Source organism: Sulfurimonas sp. NWX79 (assembly GCF_039667035.1).
In the GTDB taxonomy this organism is placed as follows: domain Bacteria; phylum Campylobacterota; class Campylobacteria; order Campylobacterales; family Sulfurimonadaceae; genus Sulfurimonas; species Sulfurimonas indica.
Genome location: NZ_JALCZL010000007.1, coordinates 38,023 through 62,853, shown reverse-complemented (window position 1 = coordinate 62,853; position 24,831 = coordinate 38,023). Strand labels below are relative to the sequence as shown.

The 24,831-nt window shown below is 37.8% G+C and carries 28 protein-coding genes; 9 read left to right on the top strand and 19 right to left on the bottom strand.

Features of this window, described 5'->3' with window-relative positions; all coding sequences use genetic code 11:
- Nucleotides 1-8: 8 nt before the first annotated feature.
- From MNY27_RS04775 to MNY27_RS04745, 7 genes are all read right to left on the bottom strand, one after another.
- Entirely contained in the window at nt 9-854 is an 846-nt protein-coding gene (locus MNY27_RS04775) for a DUF3187 domain-containing protein (protein ID WP_152183133.1), read from the bottom strand.
- Between the two features lie 58 nt (nt 855-912).
- Nucleotides 913-1,419 (bottom strand): hypothetical protein, encoded by a 507-nt coding sequence (locus tag MNY27_RS04770; protein WP_152183132.1) that lies wholly within the window; start codon nt 1,417-1,419, stop codon nt 913-915.
- A 477-nt stretch (nt 1,420-1,896) separates the two neighbouring features.
- Nucleotides 1,897-4,953 carry a CusA/CzcA family heavy metal efflux RND transporter gene (locus MNY27_RS04765; protein WP_346391928.1) on the bottom strand — a complete coding sequence of 1,019 codons (3,057 nt, stop codon included), beginning with the start codon at nt 4,951-4,953 and terminating at the stop codon, nt 1,897-1,899.
- A 13-nt stretch (nt 4,954-4,966) separates the two neighbouring features.
- Nucleotides 4,967-6,052 (bottom strand): efflux RND transporter periplasmic adaptor subunit, encoded by a 1,086-nt coding sequence (locus tag MNY27_RS04760; protein WP_152183130.1) that lies wholly within the window; start codon nt 6,050-6,052, stop codon nt 4,967-4,969.
- Entirely contained in the window at nt 6,042-7,211 is a 1,170-nt protein-coding gene (locus MNY27_RS04755) for a TolC family protein (protein ID WP_152183129.1), read from the bottom strand. Before MNY27_RS04755 ends, MNY27_RS04760 begins: the two co-directional genes overlap by 11 nt.
- A gap of 69 nt (nt 7,212-7,280) precedes the next feature.
- Complete coding sequence (locus MNY27_RS04750; protein WP_152183128.1) at nt 7,281-7,595, bottom strand: hypothetical protein; 315 nt, start codon at nt 7,593-7,595, stop codon at nt 7,281-7,283.
- Between the two features lie 13 nt (nt 7,596-7,608).
- Complete coding sequence (locus MNY27_RS04745; RefSeq protein WP_152183127.1) at nt 7,609-8,679, bottom strand: SO_0444 family Cu/Zn efflux transporter; 1,071 nt, start codon at nt 8,677-8,679, stop codon at nt 7,609-7,611.
- A gap of 69 nt (nt 8,680-8,748) precedes the next feature.
- Here MNY27_RS04745 and MNY27_RS04740 point away from each other — a divergent pair, with 69 nt between their 5' ends.
- The 6 genes from MNY27_RS04740 (at nt 8,749) to rpsU (ending at nt 10,978) form a co-directional block, all read left to right on the top strand.
- Nucleotides 8,749-9,051 (top strand): metalloregulator ArsR/SmtB family transcription factor, encoded by a 303-nt coding sequence (locus MNY27_RS04740; RefSeq protein ID WP_152183126.1) that lies wholly within the window; start codon nt 8,749-8,751, stop codon nt 9,049-9,051.
- Between the two features lie 3 nt (nt 9,052-9,054).
- Nucleotides 9,055-9,654 carry a cyclic nucleotide-binding domain-containing protein gene (locus MNY27_RS04735; protein WP_152183125.1) on the top strand — a complete coding sequence of 200 codons (600 nt, stop codon included), beginning with the start codon at nt 9,055-9,057 and terminating at the stop codon, nt 9,652-9,654.
- On the top strand, nt 9,635-10,261 hold the full coding sequence (locus MNY27_RS04730) for a Crp/Fnr family transcriptional regulator (RefSeq protein ID WP_152183124.1): 627 nt from the start codon (nt 9,635-9,637) through the stop codon (nt 10,259-10,261). The genes MNY27_RS04735 and MNY27_RS04730 overlap by 20 nt, the downstream gene beginning before the upstream one ends.
- A 70-nt stretch (nt 10,262-10,331) precedes the next feature.
- The gene (locus MNY27_RS04725; protein ID WP_152183123.1) at nt 10,332-10,523 is read left to right on the top strand and encodes a DUF2892 domain-containing protein; all 192 of its coding nucleotides are present in this window, start codon (nt 10,332-10,334) and stop codon (nt 10,521-10,523) included.
- Between the two features lie 9 nt (nt 10,524-10,532).
- Nucleotides 10,533-10,721, top strand: a complete 189-nt coding sequence (locus MNY27_RS04720) for a hypothetical protein (protein WP_152183122.1) — start codon at nt 10,533-10,535, stop codon at nt 10,719-10,721.
- A gap of 44 nt (nt 10,722-10,765) precedes the next feature.
- Nucleotides 10,766-10,978, top strand: a complete 213-nt coding sequence (rpsU, locus tag MNY27_RS04715) for a 30S ribosomal protein S21 (RefSeq protein ID WP_152183121.1) — start codon at nt 10,766-10,768, stop codon at nt 10,976-10,978.
- 107 nt (nt 10,979-11,085) lie between these two features.
- Here rpsU and MNY27_RS04710 read toward each other — a convergent pair whose 3' ends face one another.
- The 6 genes from MNY27_RS04710 to MNY27_RS04685 form a co-directional block, all read right to left on the bottom strand.
- Nucleotides 11,086-12,312 (bottom strand): DUF481 domain-containing protein, encoded by a 1,227-nt coding sequence (locus tag MNY27_RS04710; RefSeq protein WP_188109414.1) that lies wholly within the window; start codon nt 12,310-12,312, stop codon nt 11,086-11,088.
- Nucleotides 12,299-13,366, bottom strand: coding sequence for a dGTP triphosphohydrolase (dgt, locus tag MNY27_RS04705; protein WP_152183119.1), 1,068 nt, complete (start codon nt 13,364-13,366; stop codon nt 12,299-12,301). Before dgt ends, MNY27_RS04710 begins: the two co-directional genes overlap by 14 nt.
- Nucleotides 13,366-13,896, bottom strand: a complete 531-nt coding sequence (locus tag MNY27_RS04700) for an alkylphosphonate utilization protein (protein WP_152183118.1) — start codon at nt 13,894-13,896, stop codon at nt 13,366-13,368. The genes dgt and MNY27_RS04700 overlap by 1 nt, the downstream gene beginning before the upstream one ends.
- A gap of 151 nt (nt 13,897-14,047) precedes the next feature.
- On the bottom strand, nt 14,048-14,275 hold the full coding sequence (locus tag MNY27_RS04695; RefSeq protein WP_152183117.1) for a hypothetical protein: 228 nt from the start codon (nt 14,273-14,275) through the stop codon (nt 14,048-14,050).
- Between the two features lie 8 nt (nt 14,276-14,283).
- Nucleotides 14,284-15,117, bottom strand: coding sequence for an FAD-dependent thymidylate synthase (locus MNY27_RS04690; RefSeq protein WP_152183116.1), 834 nt, complete (start codon nt 15,115-15,117; stop codon nt 14,284-14,286).
- Between the two features lie 48 nt (nt 15,118-15,165).
- The gene (locus MNY27_RS04685) at nt 15,166-15,804 is read right to left on the bottom strand and encodes a protein-L-isoaspartate(D-aspartate) O-methyltransferase (protein ID WP_152183115.1); all 639 of its coding nucleotides are present in this window, start codon (nt 15,802-15,804) and stop codon (nt 15,166-15,168) included.
- A gap of 378 nt (nt 15,805-16,182) precedes the next feature.
- Between MNY27_RS04685 and MNY27_RS04680 the strand changes: the two genes are divergently transcribed.
- Nucleotides 16,183-17,559 carry a DUF3373 family protein gene (locus tag MNY27_RS04680; RefSeq protein WP_346391927.1) on the top strand — a complete coding sequence of 459 codons (1,377 nt, stop codon included), beginning with the start codon at nt 16,183-16,185 and terminating at the stop codon, nt 17,557-17,559.
- A gap of 35 nt (nt 17,560-17,594) precedes the next feature.
- Here MNY27_RS04680 and MNY27_RS04675 read toward each other — a convergent pair whose 3' ends face one another.
- Both MNY27_RS04675 and MNY27_RS04670 read right to left on the bottom strand, forming a co-directional pair.
- A complete protein-coding gene (locus MNY27_RS04675) occupies nt 17,595-18,338 on the bottom strand; it encodes a carbon-nitrogen hydrolase family protein (RefSeq protein ID WP_346391926.1) in 744 nt (247 codons plus the stop codon).
- Complete coding sequence (locus MNY27_RS04670) at nt 18,325-19,347, bottom strand: ribonucleotide-diphosphate reductase subunit beta (RefSeq protein WP_152183113.1); 1,023 nt, start codon at nt 19,345-19,347, stop codon at nt 18,325-18,327. Before MNY27_RS04670 ends, MNY27_RS04675 begins: the two co-directional genes overlap by 14 nt.
- A gap of 73 nt (nt 19,348-19,420) precedes the next feature.
- Between MNY27_RS04670 and MNY27_RS04665 the strand changes: the two genes are divergently transcribed.
- On the top strand, nt 19,421-20,437 hold the full coding sequence (locus MNY27_RS04665) for a hydrolase (protein WP_346391925.1): 1,017 nt from the start codon (nt 19,421-19,423) through the stop codon (nt 20,435-20,437).
- On the opposite strand, the gene MNY27_RS04660 is transcribed toward MNY27_RS04665, so the two are convergent.
- Both MNY27_RS04660 and typA read right to left on the bottom strand, forming a co-directional pair.
- Entirely contained in the window at nt 20,373-20,636 is a 264-nt protein-coding gene (locus tag MNY27_RS04660) for a hypothetical protein (protein WP_152183111.1), read from the bottom strand. The two genes, MNY27_RS04665 and MNY27_RS04660, sit on opposite strands and share 65 nt — an antisense overlap.
- A 125-nt stretch (nt 20,637-20,761) precedes the next feature.
- Nucleotides 20,762-22,570 (bottom strand): translational GTPase TypA, encoded by a 1,809-nt coding sequence (gene typA / locus MNY27_RS04655; RefSeq protein WP_152183110.1) that lies wholly within the window; start codon nt 22,568-22,570, stop codon nt 20,762-20,764.
- A 152-nt stretch (nt 22,571-22,722) separates the two neighbouring features.
- Between typA and MNY27_RS04650 the strand changes: the two genes are divergently transcribed.
- Nucleotides 22,723-23,967: a CCA tRNA nucleotidyltransferase gene (locus MNY27_RS04650; protein ID WP_152183109.1), complete on the top strand. Its 1,245-nt coding sequence runs from the start codon at nt 22,723-22,725 to the stop codon at nt 23,965-23,967.
- On the opposite strand, the gene MNY27_RS04645 is transcribed toward MNY27_RS04650, so the two are convergent.
- Together MNY27_RS04645 and queF are read right to left on the bottom strand one after the other, a co-directional pair.
- A complete protein-coding gene (locus tag MNY27_RS04645; protein WP_152183108.1) occupies nt 23,941-24,429 on the bottom strand; it encodes a hypothetical protein in 489 nt (162 codons plus the stop codon). The two genes, MNY27_RS04650 and MNY27_RS04645, sit on opposite strands and share 27 nt — an antisense overlap.
- A 10-nt stretch (nt 24,430-24,439) precedes the next feature.
- Nucleotides 24,440-24,826, bottom strand: coding sequence for a preQ(1) synthase (queF, locus tag MNY27_RS04640; RefSeq protein ID WP_152183107.1), 387 nt, complete (start codon nt 24,824-24,826; stop codon nt 24,440-24,442).
- Between the last annotated feature and the right edge of the window lie 5 nt (nt 24,827-24,831).

Genomic DNA, 24,831 nt, shown 5'->3' with positions numbered 1-24,831 from the left:
GCTAACTCTTAGAAATAATAACCAAGCTTTATAGAAGCTGCATGATCACTTGCACTGTCACTTAGTCCATAGGCATAAAAAAAAGTTAAGAACCAGTTTTTATCTATACTTCTGTACCCATAAAGAGAAACTGTATCTACATCTTCTACATTTTTATAGATACTGTCTGCACTATTGTAAGATGCACTCATATAGAGTTTGTCTGTAAAGTAATATCCTGCACCTATACTTAAAGCGTCTGTATTTTGATAACTATAATTGACAGTTGTTCCATTAACTATGGTAGTTGTGTCATCATCATTTATCATTGTATGAATATAGCCACCGAAAATATTAACCCTTCCAAGCGTATAACTCACATTAAGGGAACCTGTATAATCTGTATTATTGTTATTGAGTCCCGTATCATAAGTGGGCAGTATTGCACCAATACCTACGCGTACTAACAAATCTTTATTTGGCTTAATATTATAAGCAACTCCGACAAAAGAGTCATTCATTCCATTTTCACTATATCCATCTCCATCTGTTTTATAGTATGAAGTAGAAGCCTGCAGAGAAAAGTTTTCATAATAATAATCAACCTGCAAAGAACTTGACATAGTATCAGTTTGATTTAAAGAGGTAAAGTTTGAACCTGAATAGTTAGCTCCAACTATAATATCGAAATGGTGTTTGTTTGATTTTGGAATAAGAACTTTTTTTGTACATCCATTGATGTCTACTAAGTCTGTTAAAGGGGTATTTGGACATTTGTCCACTGCATCAGCCACACCATCCATATCGGCATCCGAATACGCGAAAAGTGTTGTTGAAAGCGCTGTTATCATTGTCAAAAGTATAGTTTTTTTCATATGTTCTCCTAGAAATAGCCATCATCATATTTGATGGCTATTATTGTAGCACTATTTATTATCTATTTGGGAAATTCATAGGGCTAGTTGCTCCGCCACTAACAGCCGCTCCACCATTCATAAATTGGTTACCTGCTCTGTTTTGATTCATATTTTGCATTTGCATCATTTGCTCATTTGTTTGCATTTGCATCTCTTGAACATGTTCTTGCGTTCTTGTTTGCATACGTGTACGTGTTTGTGTCATAGCTTGTGTAGCCTCTTCACTTTGTGCAGTTGCATCCTGTGCTCTTGTTTGTGTTCTCGTTTGCATTCTTGTTTGAAGCTGCTCAATTGCAGCTGCACGGTCTGCTTCATTCATAGTTGCAAGTCTTTGTTTAAACTGATTCATCAGTCTTACACGCTCTTGTGCAGGAGCTGCTTGAATCTCAGCGATTTGTGTATCAACACTTACAGTTGGTTCTGTAGTTGTTGTAGTCTCAACTGAAGCAGTAGTATCTTCTGCCATACCTAAACTCATTGTTCCGATTAATGCTAATGAAAGTGCAATGTTAGAAAGTTTCATTTTCTATCCTTTTAAATTAAGATTTTATTTCAAACCCTTGTTTGATGTTGGTATTGTCACATAAAAAAGTTAGCGGAATGTTAGTACTTTAAAAAGAAGCATCTCTTTTTTCTTTTGCTTTAAGTCTCTTCAGGGTTATATTACAATCATGTGGATTCTTTTTACAATATTTTTTCTTCATTTCTCTGCTAGAACCACCAGAAACATCATTCAAAACAAAAACAAATGAGAGCAAATAAAATATAGAGAGCCCACCGATCAGAGCCGTGATAAAGTATATATTGAAAAATTTATTCCTTTTAGCCATAACAAACTCCTTGTATAAAAGATTTTATGACTTTTTAGCTTTCTTTTTCTCACTGCTTTTATGCTAATTTTATTTATTAAAGTATTTCGCTACAATCTCGTGATCCTCTTCTTTCCCCTTTTTATAAAAATTAGAACCACAAGTAAAAGTAGCGAAGTATAAGTACCTTACTAACCCTTTTTCTTGTCATAAAATAGCAGATAGGTTGATGGTAATATCAAAAGTGTCAAGAGTGTTGAGCTGATGATTCCACCTGTAATGACCACTGATAAAGGGTACTGTATCTCACTTCCTACACCTGTTGCATAGAGCAGAGGCAGTATTCCAAAAAGTGTGGTAAAGGCTGTCATCAGCACTGGACGCAGTCGCAAGAGTGTTGCATCTTTTAGGACTGTTTTTAAATCCACATCAGGAAATTTTGTACGCATCTCATCAATAAAGCTCACCAGCACGATTCCATTGAGTATCGCAATGGCAAAAATTGCCAAGAAACCGACAATTGCCGAAACAGAGAGATAGATGCCACTTACAAGCAAAGCAAGTATACCTCCTATAAAACCAAAAGGGACATTGAGCAGAATAATCAATGCTTTTTTGAGTGAATTAAATGCAGTATAGAGCAGCAAGATCACCAGAGCTATCGTTATCGGGATGATAATCATCAAAGTACGAGTTGCTTCTTGCATATTTTTAAAGTCTCCCGCCCAACCTATATAATAGCCGGTAGGTGTGCTGACACGCTTTTGAATAATCTTGTCGGCTTCTTGGACAAAAGAGGCGATATCTCTTCCTTCAACATCCATAGAGACAACCATATAACGGCTGAGATTCTCTCGTTTTATAAACGATGCACCCTGGACTATGCTGATAGTACAGAGATCTTTGAGTCGGACAATATTACCGTTCTTTGAACGCAGTGTTACATTTTTAATAGCTTCGATATCATCTTTGGCATCTACTACCTTTACTACAATTGGGAATCGTTTAATACCTTCAATTTTCTGTGTGACACCCTCTTCTCCAATTCCGTTACGAATGATCTGCATCACCTCAGCGACACTCACACCATAACGTGCCAATGCCAGATAATCAGGTACTATCTTTATCTGTGTCTGGCCGAGTTGAGATTCCACTTCCATACGCTCTAGTCCGGCAATACCCTTTAGTGCGGTTTGAATCTCATTTGCAATTCGAGAGAGCTCTTTTTGATTCTCTCCATAAATTTTTACAGCAAGCTCTGCTTTGACACCCTCTAAAAGCTCTTCTATACGCATTGCAATCGGTTGTGTTGGAATGAATTGCACAAAGGTAAAATGGTGCTCCAAGTCTTCACTCATTCGCTGTATGAGCTCTGGCAGATCTTTTATATTAGGGTTGAGTGTAAGCAGTACTTCCATATAGTTTGCCTGTGCAGTTTCGCCTTTTTCACTTCGCCCTATCATTGAGAGAACAGAAGTGACATCATCTGGATAGTTTTGTAAAATATACTCTTCAATCTCTTTGGCAGTAGTTACTGACTGCGTGAGCGCAGTTCCAGGAATGGCAATAACCCTATACATGATGGACTCTTCATTGAGTGAAGGCATAAACTCTCGTCCTTGCTGCGTGAGGATGTAAGCCAGTACTACAAACACGATACTAACAACAGCCAGAATCTTTTTGGCATTATCAAGTGCAAAAAATAACAGTGGAGTGTAGACTCTTTTGATAGCTCGCATAACACTGTTTTGGGCTGATTTTGTCGGTTTGAGTAGTAACAGTACCAAGACAGGGACTAAAACAAGTGCTACAAATAAAGAACCTAACATGACAAAAACAATGTTGAGTGCCATCGGTGTGTAGAGCTTTCCTGCAAGCCCATCAAGTGAAAGCAAGGGAATAAAAACAGCAGCGATAATAAGTATCGCAAAAGTAACCGGCTTAGCAACCTCACGTGCAGCTTCACTCACCACTTGGAGTTTTGGTAGTTCTGGATGGTCATGCAATTTTCGAAAACTGTTCTCGACAATCACAATGGTACCATCGACTATCATTCCAACAGCAATGGCCAGACCACTCAGACTCATCAAGTTTGCTGAGAGATGATAATAGTCCATCAGTAAAAAAGCGATAAGAAGCGAAAGCGGTAGCGAGAGAATAACGATAAACGCACTTCTCAGCTCAAAGAGAAATAAAAAGAGCACAATAGCAACCAACACAACACCACTGAGCAGTGCCGATATCATTGTACTGACTGCTTTATGTGTTATCTCTGTTCTATCATAAAGCGTTACGACTTCCACTCCTTCTGGCAATGCGGCATTAACTGTTTGTATCTTTGCTTTGATATTTGCAACAACCTTGGCAGCATTGGTAGCACTGCGCTGGAGCACCATTCCCATAACAGCCTCTTTACCATCTATGCTCACTGCACCAAAACGTGGTGCAACTCCAGGCATAACTGACGCAACATCACCAATAGTAATGGCTTGTCCCTGGCTTGGTTTGATAACTGTATTTCTAATATCATCAAGTGTTTTATACAGACCTGCTCCACGGATGAGATACTGCTCACGATTAAATTCCAGATACTGTCCGCCTGCAGCTTGGTTGGAGTTTTGCAAAGCCCCTATAATGTCATTATAGGTGATACCAAAATCCTGCAGTTTTTTTGTATCTATCAAAACATTGTACTGCTTCTCATAACCTCCCCAACCTATGACCTCTTCAACACCACTGACACTTTTAAAAAGCGGAGCAACGATATACTCCTGCATCTCTTTAAGTTCAGCAAGAGAGAATTTGTTTGTTCTGTCTTTTACCTGATACCAAAAGACCTGTCCGAGTCCTGTAGTATTTGGTCCCAATACAGGTTTTCCCCACCCTTTTGGAATATCTACACTGCCAAGCCGCTCAGAGACAAGTTGACGCAGAAAATAGATATCCATATCGTCTTCAAAAAAGACCGAAACATAGGAGAGCCCAAAGATAGAGTTAGACATAATGAGCTTCACCCCTGCCATGCCTGAGAGAGCTGATTCTATTGGATAGGTAATGAGCTTTTCTATATCTTCAGCAGAATTACCCGGACTCTCCGTATAGATAACAACCTGTTTGGGAGTGATATCGGGAAAAGCATCGATGGGTATCTGTGTGTATGCTCTATAACCAAATGCAGTGATAACAATAAAAAGTACAAGAACTAAGATCCTGTATTTGAGCGAAAGCTCTATGAGTTTGTCTAACATAACATCCCCCCCCCTAATGCCCATGCTCGCCAAGAGAGGATTTTAGCAGGAGTGATTTTGTATAATAACTTTTATCACTCACATACTCCTCTCCCTCACGCAGACCCAAAACACCGACATAATTTTCATCACTTGCTATAATTTGCACAACTTTTAGGCTGTAAGGTACTTCATGATGTTCTTCATCTTCACCATGTTCATCCTCTTTGGAAGGGACAAAAACAACCCATTCATTTTGAAAAAATGAGAGCGCTGATTTTTTGACTGCTACAAAAGAGTCTGCTTGAGCAAAGTAGAGTGTAGCTTTGAGATAAACACCTAAGAAAAGTCTCTGGGTAGGCTCATCAACACTTGAGAGAACAATTACTCTCTGTGTTGTTGCATCTACCTTTGGCATTATCTGCGTTATATGTGATGTCAGTTTTTTCCCAGCATAATCAACAACTATTTTATCTCCAGCTTGTACTTTTGTAGCATATTCCAAAGGAAGATAGGACTTAATATAATAGGCCTGGTTTTTAACGATACTCACAACTGCTTCATCTGTTGAGACAGAAGAGTGCAGAGGTTTGAGCAGTGCTGCAACACGACCATCACTGTGTGCATACAAAATAAAGTTCGATGTTGCTTTATGCAGTTTTTGTGTATCAATTCCCAAGGTTTCAAGTTGTGACTGCAAAGTTGTAAGTTGTGCAGCGATATTGCTCTTTTTAATCAATTCAGCATTCAGCTGTGCCATTGAGCTCATCCCTTTTTCATAAAGCTTTTTAACGGACTCATAATTTTTTTCAGCTGATGCATACTGTTTTTTAAGTGCAATGTACTCTGCGCTCATCCGAGAGAGTTCAATAGACTCAATTAAAGCAATTTTGTCCCCTTTTTTCACATCTTCTGCCGGCTTGACAAAGTACTTCTCAAGATGTCCGCTGACAAGGGAGGTGATGGATTGCTGTGCGTTGGAGAGCTGGATTACTTTGGCATTGAGTGCGAGTGATTTTTTAAAGCTGTGCAGTGTTGCTTTTTGCGTTGGAAGGACTGCCTCATTTGCAAAGAGTACAGCACCAAATGTTAGTAAAACTGTTAGTATCTTATTTTTCATTATATGCTCCTGCATTATAGTTGTAATTGACTATGTTTGTATCTATTTGACTCTGCAATAAAATCGCTTTTTCTTTCGTCTCTATCATCTGAGATTTAAGGTTTTGCAGTTCAATAAGTTTGATATTTGCTATTTTGTACCCATCTTCATACATCGCAAGCATCTCTTTTTGCGCATTGTAAAGCTCTGTTGTTCTGCTTTTAAGTTTCTGAAGTTGTTGTAACTCTTGTTCCATTCGTTTTAGGGCAATAAAGAGCAGTCGTTTTTGGTTTTGTAAAAGGAGGCTGTTTTGTTTTGCTTGAACTCTTGCAAGCGCTTTTTCCTCTTTTTTTGTATTGAAAACAGCTAAGGGAATATCTAAACCAAGTCGTGTGATTTTTTGATCCGGCTCTTTTTCATACTCCATATAGAGATTCACCCACTCTATTTTATTGCCTTGCAGTTTTGCATCTGCCAATGCTTTTTGCTTCTGCGCTTCTTGGTAAGAGAGTTCGGCAGAGTTCTGAAATGAATCAGTTCGCAAAAGTTTAAACTCATACCTACTCTCCAAACTTGGCTCTTCTTCCACACCACTGAGTGCTAGCAGGTCATAATAGGCAGTAACTCTTTGCAGTGCTTTTTGTGCATAGCTATTATCTGCACGTTTTGTATCAAGTTTTGCCAAGAGATATTTTACCTTTGCACTACTGCCTGCTTGGTAGCGCTCTTTTGCAATTGACTCGATCTTTTTTGCAATACCCAGCTCCTCACGTGAGAGCTCTTCTAAGGCAACTGCTTGCTTATAGTCAATATAAAGCAAAGAGAGTCTTTGGATAAAACGTGCACGTTGCAGTGTGAAAAACTCTCTACTCTCTTGTTTCGTAGCAGAAGCTAACATCTCTCTGTCATCACCAACACCCCAAAGGCGCAAAGGTTGTGCTAGGGCTACTCTATAGCCGCCATCACTGCTTAACCCATCAGCTTCAAACCTTGAAGCCTCTAAAGAGAGTATCGGATTTTTATATCGTTGCAGCAGGCTAGCCTCTTCTTGTGCACGCTCAATCGTTAGTCTATTTGCTTGCAGGTAGGGTGATTGTTTTAGTGCTGTTTCTAAAAAATCTTCAAAAGTTTGTGCCTGCAGGCTTATAATCAGTAATAGGGTTATCCATAATTTTTTCATTTATTTCCTTTTTTTGCATACGAAATGCTTTATGCTGTTCATTTTTTACAGAACTATAGGTTGAGAAAATTATGAATTGATAGGTGGTTTTAAGAAGTTATCGTATGAGCTGTACTCATAGATTTTATTACGAGATAGAGGTTTTTGAGAAAAATTTTGATAGCAAAGCTCTATCTGTAACTCCGGAATGATGAATGAAATATGAAAGAAGTGATCTATATGACAGATATCTCCCTCTGAGAACTCCTCTGTTTGGTCACTCATATCATGAACATACTCACTTACTTGACATGCATGTGTATCAAGCGCTTCTATAACAAAAGCGTGTAGAACTGAAAAGCTCATAGAAAACAGCAGTAAAAGTATAAGGAGTTTTTTCTTCATGATTTATTATACCCTAGCTAGAGCAACAACTCCCGTCGCTACACTCTTTCTTTGTAAAAAAAGAGGCTTTGATGACATAATAGAGAATAAAACCCCATAACACTACGGTTGAAGACCACGCAAAGACTCCTGCTTCTTCATCCATATGAACAAGCTCTTTTACATCAACTCCTGCAAAAAGCCCGTCAAGCCCCAATCCAAAAAGAATGGAACCAACGATGATAGTCCCAAGATAGATAATCAGCGTACGAGAGCCTAACATCTTTTTAACAACCCCAATCGTTACTGTATTGGTCGCAGGTCCCGCACTTAAAAAGACAAAAGCAGCTCCCGGGCTCACCCCTGCAAGCATTAGTCCTGCTGCAATAGGAAGTGATGCCGTTGCACAGACATACATTGGCACTGCAATCATAATCACAATGATATACGAAAGCCAGCTGTAGGCAAGTAAAACATCACTCAAGTTCTCAGGAATGACAACAGTAATGAGCGCACCAAACATAAGTCCTAGCAAAAGAGGTGAAGCAATATCTTCTAAAAGCGTACCAAAGGCATAGATAAGTGCTGATTTTATCTTGGACTCTTTTTGTTCACTTTCACAAGAGCTCAAACAACAACTTTCACTCTCACAACTCGAGGCCTTTTCTTCCTCCTGCGTGAGATCTTGCACATTTTGTCCATAAAAATTTGCCAAAACTCCGGCAATAATAGAGATGATCATAGAGGTTACAACTCTGTAAAGTGTAAAAATCCAGCCAAAGATACCATAAGTTGCCAAGATGGAGTCTACTCCTGTAATAGGTGTAGAGATAAGAAAAGAGAGCGTTGCTCCATTGCTTGCCCCACTCTTTTTCATCCCTGCCGCTAAAGGAATCACACCACACGAACAGACCGGCAGAGGAATTCCAAAGAGTGTTGCTTTTATAACCGACCACAGAGAATCTTTCCCCAGATGATTTTTTACAATACTCTGGGGCACAAAAACATGGAGTATTCCGGCAAACAGAAGTCCAAACAAAATATAGGGTGCCATGGCATTGCTTAAATCAAACAGCGCTGTTAAAAAATTTGTGATTACATCCATGCTCTCTCTTTTCTATGCTATAATTCATATAACATAATTGTTATATAATAAAACTTCGAAAGAGATTAGATGGAAGAGTTAGTTCAAATAGGTAAAATAGTCTCGGATATCAATAGAGTAAAAATTTTAGGTCTGATGCACAGAGAGACAGAGCTCTGTGTCTGTGAGATATGCGATACACTCAAACTCTCACAGCCTTTGGTTTCACGTCATCTCAAGCAGATGCGTGAGGCTGGTATTGTCAAAACCAAACAGAGCGGGAAGTGGATGCTCTACTCCCTGCGTGAGAGCAGAATAATAAACTGCTTTTTAGATACAATTCAAGATGAAATTAAAACTTTACCAACAATTATTACATGTACCAAGGAGTAGCAGATGAGCTTAGAGAAATTCTCTTTTTATAAAAAACTAGAACCCCAAGCCATTGAATTTTTACAGCAACATTTAGAAGCTATCAAAGTGCCAAAAGACACCCTTTTATTTGCAGAGGGAGATGTTTGTGATTCGATTTTATTCTTAACATCGGGTGAGGTACAACTACTACAGGAGAAAGGACAAAAAGAACTCTACAGGCTCTATCCAGGTGATCAGTGCATCGTCAATACTGCTTCAATGCTCAGCCAGACACCGGCAATAGCAAGTGCAGTAACACAAACAGAAATAGAAGGGTATATCTTGGATATGTACAGTGTCAAAACCCTTGCACAAAACTCAGAACCTTATCTCTCCTACCTTTTTGAGATCTACTCGCTTAATGTAACAGGACTTGCAAACCTTAATTTTTCAGCACTTCATGATCTTGATGGCAAAATTATCGGACTTATTAGAAGTACAAAAGACAAAAGTATAAAAAATGATGTGAGTGCACTTGCAACGTCATTCAATGTATCAAAAGAGAGTGTTGAGATGATTTTAAAAAGTCTCCAAAACGATGAAATAATCACTATAGACGCAGATGAAATCAAACTCTTGTAATCTAGAAAATTTTTCATTTTATGAAAAGCTTGATACAGATATTTTAAACTTTTTAGATGCATGTCTAAAGCCTGTAAATCTAAAAAAAGGAGCAACACTCTTTTTTCAGGGTGATATTTGTGACTCTATTTTGTTTTTAACCCAGGGAGAAGTCCGTCTCTATATCTCATCAGAATCTGCCGATGAAATCACACTCTATCACTTAAAACCGGCAGAACAGTGTATTGTCAATACTGCTTCAGCACTGAGCCAAACAGAAGCCATTGCTTCTGCTGTTGCAGTCACAGACATACAAGGCTATATACTGCCGACAAAACATGTAAAAAAACTTGCGCAGCTAAGCAGTGCCTATCAGGACTATCTTTTCTCTATCTATACATTGAGAATGGAAAGTCTTGCTCGGCTTGTTAATGACATTAAGTTTAAAACACTTGATGAAAGAATTATGGATTGGCTCAACAGTAAACATACAAAAGAGATACAAACAACCCACGAAACCATCGCAAATGAACTTGGCAGCTCACGTGAAGTTATCTCGAAGGTTTTAAAAAGTCTTGAAAAGAGCGGAATCATTAAACTCTCTCGTGGTTCTATAATGCTTCTGTAACCTATGTTACAGACATGTTAATCGCTTTTAGCCTACAATACACCTGTAAATCAAATTAAAGGATACCGACATGTGTATTAATGTAGGAAAAGCTGATAGAATTATAAGAACAATCATAGGTGTAGGCTTAGTTGCCTATGGGGTCATGACACAAAGTTATATAGTTGCAGGTATAGGGATTATTCCAATTGCGACTGCTACTATTGGATTTTGCCCATTTTATCCTTTTTTCAAATTGAATACAGGGTGTAAGAAAGATTAAGGAATTTTAATGTGCCTGCTCATAACAGTTGTCATTCTACTTGCAGGATATAATTTCTACGACCATGGCCTGCTCACACAGGCCTATATGAGTTTTGGCTTTGCGCTTATCCCTTTTAGTTTCTTTGTTTATCGTCTTATCAAAAATCGTAAATGTATCTTTGGAAACAGTAAAGATTGCAATAAAAAAGATATTTAGCTATACTTCCATTCTAAATTTAAACAGAAAGTGGGTGATGTGATATGCCAGGTATTGTACTACGCCAAGATGATAATTTTGATGCAGCTTACAGACGTTTCAAGAAGCAGACTGACCGTAACTTAATCGTTACAGAAGCTCGTGCTCGCCGTTTCCACGAAACTGAAACTGAAAAGCGTAAGAAATTCAAAATTGCATCTCGTAAGAAAATGCTTAAACGTCTTTATATGATGAGACGTTACGAATCACGCCTGTAAACGAAAAGCCTTCGGGCTTTCGTTTTCTCTCTTGACACTTCAATCTTCAAAAAACATTTCAACATTACAACTATACTCTCAATAGGGGTACAATTAATAAAGAAAATCTAAAACTCTATACCAAGACCGATAAGGAGCTGATAGTCGTTCTTTTTCGGTATAACACCACTCACATCAGACTGTGGAGCATGTACATAGTCCCAAATTCCTGTTATATCAATATCAAGCCAACTTAAAAGTTTATTTTCAAACTTCAAAATCATATGGTGTTTGTAAATACCTGATTCTTTATTTGAGAGTGTTAGTTTGTAGTTATAGGTAAAGTCGGTAATGGATGTGAGCTGCTGCTCATATTTTGTACTGATTTCCAGTGCCGGAGAGTAATTTTCACTTTTTTTACCATCCTCGACCGTATAAAAGCGTGTATAGACAACAGCAGGACCACCTGAAAAATTCCAAAAGATATCTTTTGTGTCCACGACTGTATATCCAAGCCCCATACCTACTGTGATTTGCTCTCTGATATTTTTATATTTATCTGTGTAAAATTCACTAAAAACAGGTGTCCAGAAAAAATAACGTGTTATATATCTGTCATATTTCTCATTGACACGATGATCATTTGCTATCTCTTCATTATCTTTAAAAGAGATACGACCAAGATAATCAAGAGAGAGGCTAGAGACGGCTGTACGACGTTTTAAGTTTGCCTGTGCTGCATAATCAAACTGATCAGTATTACCGCTTCGTAGGTCAAAATTAAGTGTAATTTTTCCTGACCAGTAGTTTTTTTCCAGCTCGGCATCAGGAGCAAAAGAGACGATATCAGATTTTTTAAACTCATACTTCTCTTCCCCTTGAATGATGGTAACCTTATCTCCATTAAGACGTAATATACCTGTAATAGAGGCAAGGTTCTCTACGTTTACACTGATAAGTTGATAGCTTTTAATCATTATAATATCATCAAAGTCAAAGGTATGAAGCCCTATCTCATCACTGTCAAACTCTAGTTTATCATCATAAAGTGCTTTTATCTTACCGCAAAACCATTCACCTGATTTCGTTCGTATCCAGTCTCTCTTTATAGGTGTTGGAGAGAGCTCTTCCCATCGAACTTTTCTATGGAGTTTTTTCTGCTGTTCTTTTTTATCTATCTTTTTTGCAATTTGTCTGACCTCATCTTCTGAAAGACCCGAAGTGTCTTCTATCTCTATCAGCTCATTAGAATTTACAACAGTGGTGTTGGTATCCTCTGTTGTCTCAGCTGCCAAAAGAACAACATTTAAAAGTAATAAAGAGAAGAACAGTCGTAACAAGCTATAACTTCCCATACATTTCGTTATGAAAATTGAGTGCATATCTGTCACTCATACTTGCGATATAATCTGCAACAACACGATGCTTTGGACGAATATCTAACTGTTTATAATAAAAAGAAGGGAGCATCTTTTCTTCTTCCATCAGACCTTTATAGAGACCTTTTACAGCCTGTTTACCGGCATACATACGTCTAACAATATTTTTATGCTGGTACATTTTATGAAAGAGTAGTTTTTTGAGCTTTTTGATTTGTGTCTCTAAGGCCTTGTCAAAACCAATGGGCATCTCCTCTTTATCATCCACTCGCTCTTTGGAGTAGTCCAAAAGTGAATAAACGAGATGATTGATAAGGTGTGAACTAAAACGATAACGAAACATCTCATCATTTGCATCTGTTACACCTTCAGCTTCAACTTTTTGCAGTATCTCTACAGCCAACTCACTCTCACGCAGATCTTCAAATGTTATAAGTCCGGAGTGCACACCATCATCTATATCATGACTCATATAAGCTATCTCATCAGCACGGTCAACCACCATCGCTTCATATGTAGGATGTTTCTGTAAGTCAAACTGTTTGTCGATATTCTGAGGTAAAAATGCTTTTTTATAAGGATAAGAGTGCTTTAGAATGCCTTCTAGAGTGGCAAAAGTAAGATTTAAGCCGTCAAAACCGCTATAACGTTTTTCCAGTTTTGTTACAACACGAAAACTTTGAAAATTATGCTCAAACCCATTGCTATAACCATCAGCTTTGAGACACTCATCTAATGTATCACCACCAACATGCCCAAAAGGTGTATGTCCCAAGTCATGTGCCAAAGCAATTGCTTCTGCTAAAGATTCATTGAGCCCAAGCTGGTTGGTAATGGAGCGAGCGATTTGAGAAACCTCTATAGAGTGCGTAAGACGTGTTCTAAAGAAATCACCCTCATGGTTTAAAAAGACCTGTGTCTTATACTCCAGTTTTCGAAAACTTCCTGAGTGAATAATTCTGTCACGATCCCTTGCATAAGGGTTTCTAAAGTCATTGTCTATTTTATAAAAACGCTCGTATGGCTGCATTATGCTTTTTTAATAAATTCAGTTTTTATGAAGATTTTTGTTCCGTTAACACGACCTTCGACATGTGTCGGGTCATTTGGTGCTAAAGCGATACGCGTTACAGTGGTACCACGTTTTGCAGTAAAACCTGCACCCTTAACCTCTAAATCTTTGAGTATTACAATAGAATCACCTGCGTGAAGTTCAACACCGTTTGCATCTTTATAGACAAGTTTGTTAGCATCAGCATGAATTGCCTGCTCAGCAAGTTTCAACTCATCTTCTTCGAGATACATCATATCAAGCATATCTTGACGACCGAGCTTGTTCCATAAGATATAAGCCATTACCTTAACAGCAGGAACTTCCGACCACATTGCATCATTTAAACAGTTAAAATGTGTCTCATCAAGATCACCGCTCTCAATTTGAGCTTTACAGTTTGTACATACATAAACACTTTGATCTTCACTTCCATCACTTACCGGTAACTCCATTAAAGTTACATCTTCACTACTGCCACAAAGTTCACAAACTTCACTTCTTGCCATCTATTTCTCCTTTAATTTTTTCAACAATTTAAGGGAACCTCTTCCCTCTATCATAACGCCAAAGGAAGTAATTCCTTTGACTACGTTAACACTAGGTTCTCCTCGGCGGAGTGCCCTCACACCCTGGTGCTCTAAATTTTTTTGAATTATACTACTTTTCTCTACTGAATTCTATATCTTTATCAGATACTTTTTTCTCTTCAATTACTTTATTAAACGCTTTGTCTGCCTCTTCTTCATTGTAGTCTCTACACTCTTGCGGTATCTTCGGTGCAGTTGGGTCTGAAGCAATCTGGTCACACATGGTTGCATTTACTTCTATCTGTGAACAAGCACTAAAGGCAAAAAACGTAGCAAAAGCTAATAAAATTTTTATCATTATTTATCCTATTTCTGTTTAATAATCAAATCAAGATATTTTTTTGGAGTAACTTTCATCATCTCTTGAGCAAGCCAGCGAATCTGAAAATATGCTGCTCCACTCTCACGCAGATTAAAATAGTTTTTAAGACTTCTCAAGTTAAAAGTAACCACCATATCTACTTTGACATTATCTGTAATGATATGCTTGAACGCATCACCAACATTACGTTTTTTCTTTCCAGCCTGCAGTGCCTCGTAGAGCTCTTGTGGTCTACCATTAAACTCTTCTAAAAGAGGCAAGGAGCTTTTTGCAACTGCACTAGCATAAAAATCATCTACTTTTTGTTTTTGAAAAAGAAGTTTGTCATACATCGCTCCAATTTCCAAGCGGTTATAATCCCTGTCTGCTGTAACAAACATATCATACGACTCTACAATATCAATAAAGAACTCTCTATCTCCACCATGTTGTGCAGCAACAAAGGCATTGATAATCCCACTCATTGTATAACGGGTTGAACGAACAGAGATAGCTTGAATACGATGACGGGCATGCTCTTGAAGCACTCCACGTGAGGTACCACGAACTAAGTAAGAGAGGTTTGCATGTTCAAGTATGGAGTGATGAAAATAGGTCCATGCCAGATCTTCTAAAAGAGCAGAGTCCTCTATCTCATTGAGCATATCACACATACTTGCATCAGGCAGTTTATGCTCTAACTCTTTTATAACACCATTTTCACTGTTAGAAAAACTGTCATAACAGGTACGTGCTGCGGTCTCTGCTACACCGATTCCTGTATCTTGTAGTAAAACAACCTGTGGCCGGCTGTATTTTATACCGTACATCTCTTCCATCTCTATGCCCTCTTCTTAAGTGTTACTCTATTTTACTATAATGAAGCTTTATTTTACAACACCATCAAGAACCGGTACAAAATCACAATCTTCAAGCTCTTCTTCTATGATTCTCTCACCCTCTTTTAAAAAGCGAGTAATTACCTGCTTGCCATCTTTCTCTATCGGTGCTACAAGGATACCACCATCAGCCAACTGCTCAAAGAGTTTAGGAGGGATTGATTTGGCTGTTGCAGAAAAAAGAATCCTGTCATAAGGCGCATACTGAATCCACCCTTTTTGTCCGTCATCCGTGCGGGTATGAACATTGTTGATACCAAGCTGGCGAAAACGCTTTTTTGCTTCTAGTATTAGCGGCTCGATTCTCTCAATCGTAAACACACCACGAAAAAGATGGGAAAGTACTGCTGCCTGATACCCACTACCACAGCCTATCTCTAAAACTCTGTCTGCTCCACGAGGAAAAAGATACTCTGTCATCTTTGCTACTGTCAAAGGAGAGCTTATATATTGATCTGCTCCGATTGGCAATGCATCAAGTTTGTAAGCCTGATGACGAAACCCCATCGGTACAAACGCCTCTCTATCTGTCTTTGCTATCGCCTCTTTTATCTCTGGAGAGAGTGGAAACTGTGCATTACACTCCTCCGCCAAACGTGCCGTCTTTGTCGCTTTTAATCTATCCAAATTACTCTGTTCCTGTAGCCGTGTTTCATTTTATGATAGGGATTATACCATAGTGAAGGTGAAAAGCTTAATGCTCATCATTCCTCTTTTTCATAAATATAGTTATAGACTCCAAAAAAACTCAATAATAACAGATAAGAGACTCCAGTTAAGTGACAACGAATACAGAAGTATCAAAGAACTTATAATATTCATGTAAAAGTTTTGTTACTTATCTGTAAAGTATGATTTTCATCTAATTTGATAAAGGCTTCATCATCGCAAGTGCAAACCCACTTTTACACAGCTAAAAAAGTGATAAAAACATATTAACCAATTTAGTGTATTTAAAGTTATTTTAGATACTATTCGCGATTAAAAACAATAACAAGGATTAAATTGAAACAAAATACAATAAAAAAGATGTTCTTACTTCTTGCAACAACATCACTACTACAAGCTGAAATAACAGCCTCACTGGAAGAGAGAGTTTCAAAACTTGAACAAAACTCAGCGATTTGGGAGCATCTCAAACTTGGTGCCGATTATCGTTTTTCTTATGACAATATACGTTATAAAATGGCTAACGGAGATACAAAAAAGAATGATTCTCTACTAACAAACAGATTATGGCTCATTATGGATTACAAACCGGATACACATGTCCATTTTTATACAAAACTTGCATTTAACAAAGTATTTGGACAGTCAAATGTGTCAGAGAGTATAGCTTTTGATCAGTTTGACTGGTATGGTGCAACGACAAATACAGATAATCAGCTGCGTGTAAAAGAGGCTTATATTGATTATCAAGGATTTAATACTTTTGGTAGTGATATTCCATGGAATTTTGGAGTTGGAAGAAGACCTACATCATACAACAAACTAGCAAGCTTACGTGATGATGAGGCGGCTAGCTCTCCTTTGGGACATATTGTTGCAGCTGAGTTTGACGGAGGACATCTAAAGTTTGATTTCTCCCACATCACTTCTATTCCAGGCCTGGCTGTGAAATTTGCACTTGGTCGTGGTATGAGCAGTATCTCTTCATCAAAATCATCGCCTACACCTCTTGCAAAAAGCGGAGAAAATATCAATATGTATGGATTTAATTTCATTCCATACTCTACTAAAAAGCTTCATTTAGAGCTTCAGATTTTAAAAGCAACAAATCTTGTAGATATTACAAATGCCGGCTTTGACAATGTAGGAAACTACAATCCAAATAATTACGACCCAACACTGCAAGTTGTCGGAGATATGAACATGGCGAGTGCAATGGCAATGTATACGATGGAGTCTTGGAACAAAACAACACTGTTTGCTTCATATGCCTACACACAAACTGATCCAAATGCAAACAGCACAATGCTTGGCAGTCAGGATAAAAAAAGTGGTCAAGGATACTGGGTAGGCGTCCAAACTGCTTCACCTCTGTCTGAAAATGGAAAATGGGGTCTTGAGTTTAATCATGGAAGCAAATACTTCAGACCTTTTACTTATGGAGAAGACACTGCAGTCGGTTCTAAACTTGCAACACGCGGAAATGCATATGAGGCCTACTTTACAGAATATATCCAAAAAGGCCTAAGTGTTCAACTTCGTTATACTTATCTTGATTACAAGTACAGTGGAAGTAACGGCTTTTTCGGTTCACAAACAGGAACACCGATGGATATAGAAACCATCAAATCACAACTAGGATCAAGTGACCTAGCAACAAATGTTGCTGAAAGCGCACAAGACATCCGTCTCTATCTTCGCTACAGATTCTAGCTGCTTGCCTGCTTTTAGCAGGCATACCATAAAAATTACTCTATTCCAACATCCATATAGCGCCGCATCAAACGAATCTCTTTTTGACTATAAGGTAGACATAAACAATCTTTTTCTTCGTTACGCACTGCCTCACCCTGCGGGCTAATAATACCACTCATAGCTGTACACTCTTCATTTAAACTGTCACTTGCTACCACATAACACTGATTTGTAAGAGCTAAAGCTTGTGTGAAGATTTTAAAATGCTCACGCCGCAGTACTCCCCACCAAGAAGGAACGGCAATCACATCTGCTCCTTCACTCTTACACCACAGCTCTTTAAAACGAAGCTCAAAACAGATAAAAACTGCTATTTTGATACCATCAACTTCTACTATTTTAAAATCTTCAACACTTCCCTCTTGCATATACTTATGCTCATCACCAAAACGAAAGAGCTTGGCTTTTGCACGCTCATACACTAGCTCACCATTGTGAAAAACTTTTGCGAAGTTAAAAACCTCATCATTACGTCGTTCTAAAATTGTCAAAATAATTATTTTATTGTATGAAGCCTTTTTTATTGCTTCTATTGCGTGAGGAGCAAAGTCTAAAACAGCTTCAAAATTATCATAGTCATACGCCGTTAAACAAACTTCAGGAGCAACTATAAGAGAGTTTTCCTCTGCTTTATTTACAAGAAAAAGAAGTGTCTGAAGATTCTGTTCATAATCAGAAGTTGTTTCAAAAAGGAGTGAGCAGAGTGTATGCCCAGCTCTATTTTTAAAAGTCATCATCAAAAGAGAGAGAACCTTTTGAGTAGTTTGTTACTGTACCTTCAAAGAAGTTTGTCTTTTGATCATTGAATTTTGCGAAGTCATCAACCCATTTGATTGGATTGGAAACATTATACAACTTCTCAAATCCTACGGAAGTAAGTCTATCATCGGCTAAGTATTTGATATACTGTTCAACTATCTCATCGGTAAGACCTAAAATTTGTCCCTGTGTGATGTATTTACCCCACTGACTCTCAAGATCTACCGCTTTTTCAAACATCTTAATAACATCTGCTCTGAGTTGATCTGTAAAGAGGTCCGGACGCTCTTTTCTCAGGGTATTGATAAGATTTTGGAAAAGAACAAGGTGTGTTACCTCATCACGCTGAATAAAACGAATCATCTGTGCAGAACCAAGCATCTTTCCTGCACGTGCAAGTGTATAGATATATGTAAAGCCGCTGTAGAAGTAGATTCCTTCTAAAATCTGGTTAGCAAAACATGCTTTTAAAAAGTTCTCATCTGTCGGATTTTCAGCAAGTTCTTGATAGACTGCAGCAATAGCATCATTTTTGTGTTTAAGCATCATATCTCTACGCCACAAATCATAAATCTCTGCAGAGTTTGTAGAGATACTGTCAACCATAACAGCATATGATTGTGAGTGAAGTGCCTCTTCAAAAGATTGACGTACCAAGATAAGATTTATCTCCGGAGACGTGACATATGGATTGACATTGTCAATCAGGTTGTTAGTCTGAAGTGAATCCATAAAAATAAGTTGTGAAAGTGCTTTATCATAAGCAGTTTTTTCAGCTTCCGTGAGGTTTTTGTAGTCATTGACATCACGTGTCATATCAACCTCTTTTGGAAACCATGTATTGTTAAGCATCATCTCCCAAAGGTTGTATGCCCATTGATACTTGATGTTGTTAAGCTCAAAAATTCCTGTTGGATTACCACCAAAAACCTTCCTGTCATTGACATTTTCAGTTGAATCTGGATTATATATCTGTTTTCTGTTCATTGTGGCTCCATTTTGATTATAATTATTGCATGATTATAGCCATCTCTATATAAAACTTTGATAAGATTACTCTATGAAATTTCAACCATCTTTTGGACTCAAAAACAGACATATTCAAACTATTTATGCGTCCCTTTTTCGAAAGCTCCCTAAACTCGATATTACAACAGAAACCTTTACTCTTAGTGATGGTGATTTCATCGAAGCCTATTGGTATAAAATAACAAATCACACTAACACAACCCCAATTGTTATTCTCTTTCACGGACTTGCAGGCTCTTTTGAATCACCTTATATCCAAGGAGCTATGCAGGCACTTGATAAAGCTGGATTTTCTTCTGTTTTAATGCACTTTCGAGGATGCTCCGGCAGAGACAATCTCAAAGCCCGTTCCTATCATAGTGGAGATACTGGGGATGCATTGGAGTTTATCAATACTGTAAAAAAACGCTATCCTCAAGCCAAGCTTTTTGGAATCGGTTATTCTCTTGGAGCAAATATGCTGCTAAAACTTCTGGGAGAAACAAAAGAAAATGCTCCTTTTAATGCAGCTGTTGCCATATCAGCACCTATGCTTTTGGATGTTTGTGCAAATAAGATGAAGCAGGGTTTTTCAAAGTTTTATCAGAACATTCTCTTAAAAGATCTGCGTTTGGCACTGGATAAAAAATATGACAAGCACGATATGCAAAAACTATTAGGCCTTAAACGAGAAGATATAAAAAAGCTACAGGATTTCTGGCTCTTTGATGCAGCCTATACTGCAAAAATCAATAGCTTTGCATCAGCGCAGGATTACTACACCAAAAGCTCTTCAAAACAGTACCTTAAAAAAATCAAGATACCAACGCTCATCATTCATGCAAAAGATGACCCTTTTATGACACAAGAGGTCATTCCAAAGCAAAAAGATGTATCAAATACTATTATCTTGGAGATTTTAGAGCATGGTGGCCATGTCGGTTTTATTTCAGGCTCACTTTTCAAACCAAAATATTGGCTTGATAAAAGAGTGGTTACATTTTTTAATGCTCAACTTGCTCTTTCATTTTCTCAGGATCAAAACGTTCAATTCCCTTTCGCTCATTAAATCCCTCTGCTTCTTCATCAATAGAATTAACAACCTCATTTTTAAACTCTGTTGCAGTATGTCCTGTAGTATGTGAATAAACAATATAGATTCCAATGACAACTGTAATAAGAAGCAAACCTGTACTGTTATGCTGAAAAAACATATATGCCAAGCCTATAAGCAGTACCAACACTCCATAATATAACATTCCATCCATCATATACCTCTGTTATAAGTTTATGTCAAACAGTTTTGACATAGAAAATTATTATAATCATAGCATAAATCAGTCTTTAATTTTTGAGAGAGGGAAGAGAACGATACCCAAAAGGGTATCAGAAATTATTTTGCTTTACGAGAATGACGTTTACGCTCAGTCTCAGTAAGGAATTTTTTACGGATACGGATATTTTCAGGAGTTACTTCAAGAAGTTCATCATCTTCGATCCACTCTAAAGCACGCTCTAAAGACATCTCACGTGGTGGAACAAGTTTAATAGCCTCATCAGCTCCACTTGAACGTACGTTTGACTGTGCTTTTCCTTTGATAGGATTAACAACGAGGTCATTACTACGTGAGTGCTCACCAATAATCATACCTTCATATACTTTTGTCTGAACACCGATGAAAAGTACACCTCTATCCTGAATACCAAAGAGAGAGAATGCTAAAGTCTCACCGTCAGTCATAGAGATAAGTGCTCCATAAGAGCGTGACTCAACAGAACCAGTAAATGGTCTAAACTCTAAGAAAGAGTGGTTCATTACACCTTCACCTTTTGTATCTGTCAAGAACTGTCCACGGAAACCGATCAGTGCACGAGCAGGAATCTCAAACTCGATTCTCTGGAAACCCTGTCCCATTGGAAGCATAGATTTCATCTCAGCCTTACGTTTACCAAGACGCTCAATAACTGTACCGCTTAAATCTTCAGGCACATCGATTACAAGATGCTCAAACGGCTCACATTTTACACCTTCAATCTCTTTAACGATAACTTCTGGTCTTGAAATTGAGAATTCATAACCTTCACGACGCATATTCTCAGCAAGAACAGTGATCTGAAGCTCACCACGTCCACTAACTTTGAATTTACCCTCACCGATAGTCTCCAACTTCATCGCAACATTTGTACGCATTTCAGCTTCAAGTCTGTCTTTGAGTTTGTTTGATGTTACGTGTTTCCCTTCTTGACCAGCAAGTGGAGAGTCATTTACAGCAAAAACAACTGTTAAAGTCGGCTCTTCAATGTGCATAGGATCAAGTGCTACAGGGTTCTCAGGGTCTGCAATAGTATCACCAACGTCTACTGTTTCCATACCGGCAAATGCTACGATATCACCAGCTTCTGCTTCATCAATTTCCATACGGTTAAGACCATGGAAACCGATAAGTTTAGAGATTTTACCCTTCACCATCTCACCGTCAGATTTTGCAAGCATTACATTGTCGCCTTTTCTAACAGTACCGTTAAAGATACGGCTGATTCCGATTTTTCCTACGTAGTTGTCGTAGTCAAGTGTGAAAACCTGTGCTTGAAGTGGATTGCCTGCATCACCTTCTGGCTCTGGAACTTCATTGATGATAGTCTCGAAGATACATTGAAAATCTCCACCCTCTTCATCCATATCTAACTTTGCAATACCATCACGTGCTGCTGCATAGATAACCGGGAAGTCTTGCTGCTCATCCGTTGCACCCATATCTGCAAAAAGGTCAAACATCTCGTCAACTACACGATCAGGCTCAGCTGAAGGTTTATCAATTTTATTGATAACAACGATAGGCTTTTTACCAAGTGCCAACATCTTCTTAACAACGAACTTAGTTTGAGGCATAACACCCTCATAGGCATCAACAAGTACTAAAACACCATCAACCATTTTAAGTACACGCTCAACCTCTCCACCAAAATCAGCGTGACCCGGAGTGTCGATAATGTTAATTTTGTAATCTTTGTAACGAATAGCTGTATTTTTAGAAAGAATCGTAATTCCACGCTCTTTTTCTAAATCATTACTATCCATAGCTCTTTCGTCATGGTGCTCATGTGAACCAAAAGTACCAGACTGTTCTAGTAGTCCATCAACCAGTGTAGTTTTACCGTGGTCAACGTGTGCGATAACCGCAATGTTTCTAATCTTTTGCATTAGGGGTTTCCTTCTTGGGAAAATTTTTCGCGATTATACCCAAATAAATGTTATATCCTCGTAAAATAAGTGATATACTTATAGAGTAAGTTCTCATTGTTTCCATGTACTAGCACCTAAAAAGAGCTATTTATACTATAAAAAGTGATAAAATGTTTGAATATCCAAATAAATTAAATATTATCTTTGATAAATTAAATCAATACCATATAAGAGCAATTATTGTCGGTGGATATGTAAGAGACTACTTTTTAGGGATAGAATCCAAAGATATAGACATAGAACTTTATAATGTAGACTCTTTGGAAAAAGTAGAGAAAATATTGCGTGAATTCGGCAAAGTGAACAGTGTCGGAAAGAGCTTCGGTGTTGTCAAACTTCTTTACGGGAATTTGGATCTGGACTTTTCACTCCCGCGAAGTGACAGTAAAACCGCAGCTGGGCACAAAGGTTTTGAAGTAGCTATTTATACCGATCTTGATTTCAAGTCAGCTGCCAAACGAAGAGATTTTACAATGAATGCTATCGGCTATGATGTCATAGCTAATGAGATTCTTGACCCTTACAACGGCATCATCGATCTAAACAACAGGCTCTTAAGAGCTGTTGACCTACAAAAGTTTCCAGAGGACCCCTTGCGGGTTTTACGAGCTGTTACCTTTGCTACCCGGTTTAATTTGAAAGTTGAAGAAGAACTCTTTTTACTCTCAAAAAAGATGATAGAAGCAGGTATTTTAAAAGAACTTCCAAAAGAGCGGATTTTTGAGGAGATAAAAAAACTGCTTTTAAAATCAAAACAACCTTCCAAAGGTATCAAACTCTTAAAAGAGCTCTCCGGATTTAGATTTTTTGATGAACTACAAAGTCTGCATAAGAGTGTATTAAAATTTATTTATTCCTCACTGGACAGAGCAGCATCTTTTTCTCTAGAAAGTGAAAAAGAAAAACTGCTACTTATGCTGGCACTACTGACATCACAATTTTCAAAAGAGAAGCAACGCTCTTTTTTACAAAAACTGACTAACGAAAAAGAGGTTTTACAAAGAGTAGAAAAACTAACAGATATCTCTTTTGACCTAAGTAAGCAGACAAACTACTCTGTATACAAGTTAGCAACACAAACAGAGATAGCTTTTTTTTCATACTATCTTTTAGCACTCTATCCAAAAGAACAGACAAACATAACAAAGCTCACGCAAAGAGCCAAACAGCTTGGTGTTTATCATAAAGCACTACCACCACTTATAGAAGGAAAAGATCTTATAGCACTGGGGCTAAAGCCTTCAAAAGAGTTTTCTAAAATATTGAATGAAGCGTATGAAAAACAGATGCGTGAGGAGTTTCACACAAAAGAAGAAGCAATGCAGTACTTAGATGGAAGTGGTATTCTCTCCTAAAACATCCATCTTATTTTTTAATGCTGCTTTTTCATTTATATTTGCAAGAGCAAGATTAACAGCATCGATCAGACGTGAGCCATATATCTCTTTATGCTCTCTGTCATACTCTGTGATGATATCTTTATAAACCTCAAGAAACTTCTGCATCAGATCAACGACAGTAAAGTTTATCTTCTTACTCTCTGCAATCGCTAAAATCAGATCAAAAGCTTTTTTCTTTTTTGTGTCCATATCATCACTTTTGAGATAGTATGTTTTTGTCTTCTTATCTTCCATAGTAAGTCTCTGCATAACCTCTATGAGTCCATCTTCAGAGACTTCGAAATCTTTGATCTTGTTTTTGATATAAGAGCGCATTTCAGTAAGATTCATTTTCGATATTTTCTCAACCAGTGCTGCATGAACCTCATCTTTTTGGGAATTATCTTCTTTTTTTCTTCCTAAAATATTGCCAAACATATCAAACTCCTTATTTTTTTACTATCTTGGAGCTATCTATCTCTATAACAGTGTGTACATTCCCGCGTGGGTTAAAATCAGCAGTTATCTTCATATATTTTGGCTTGAGTTTTTCTTCTAAAACACCATAAATCTCATTTGCTGTATTTTCATGAGAGATATGTCTGTCACGAAAAGAGTTGATATAGAGCTTGATAGCTTTGAGCTCTACTACCCATTTATCAGGAGTATATTCCAGATAAATAGTTGCATAATCAGGATACCCGCTTCGTGGACATAAACAAGAGAACTCCGGAAGTGTCATCTTTATGAGATACTCTCTTTCATGCTCATTTGGCCATATTTCCAAATCTTTTTCCACATTAAATTCACTTACAATTTTTTCACCATATTTCATCTATT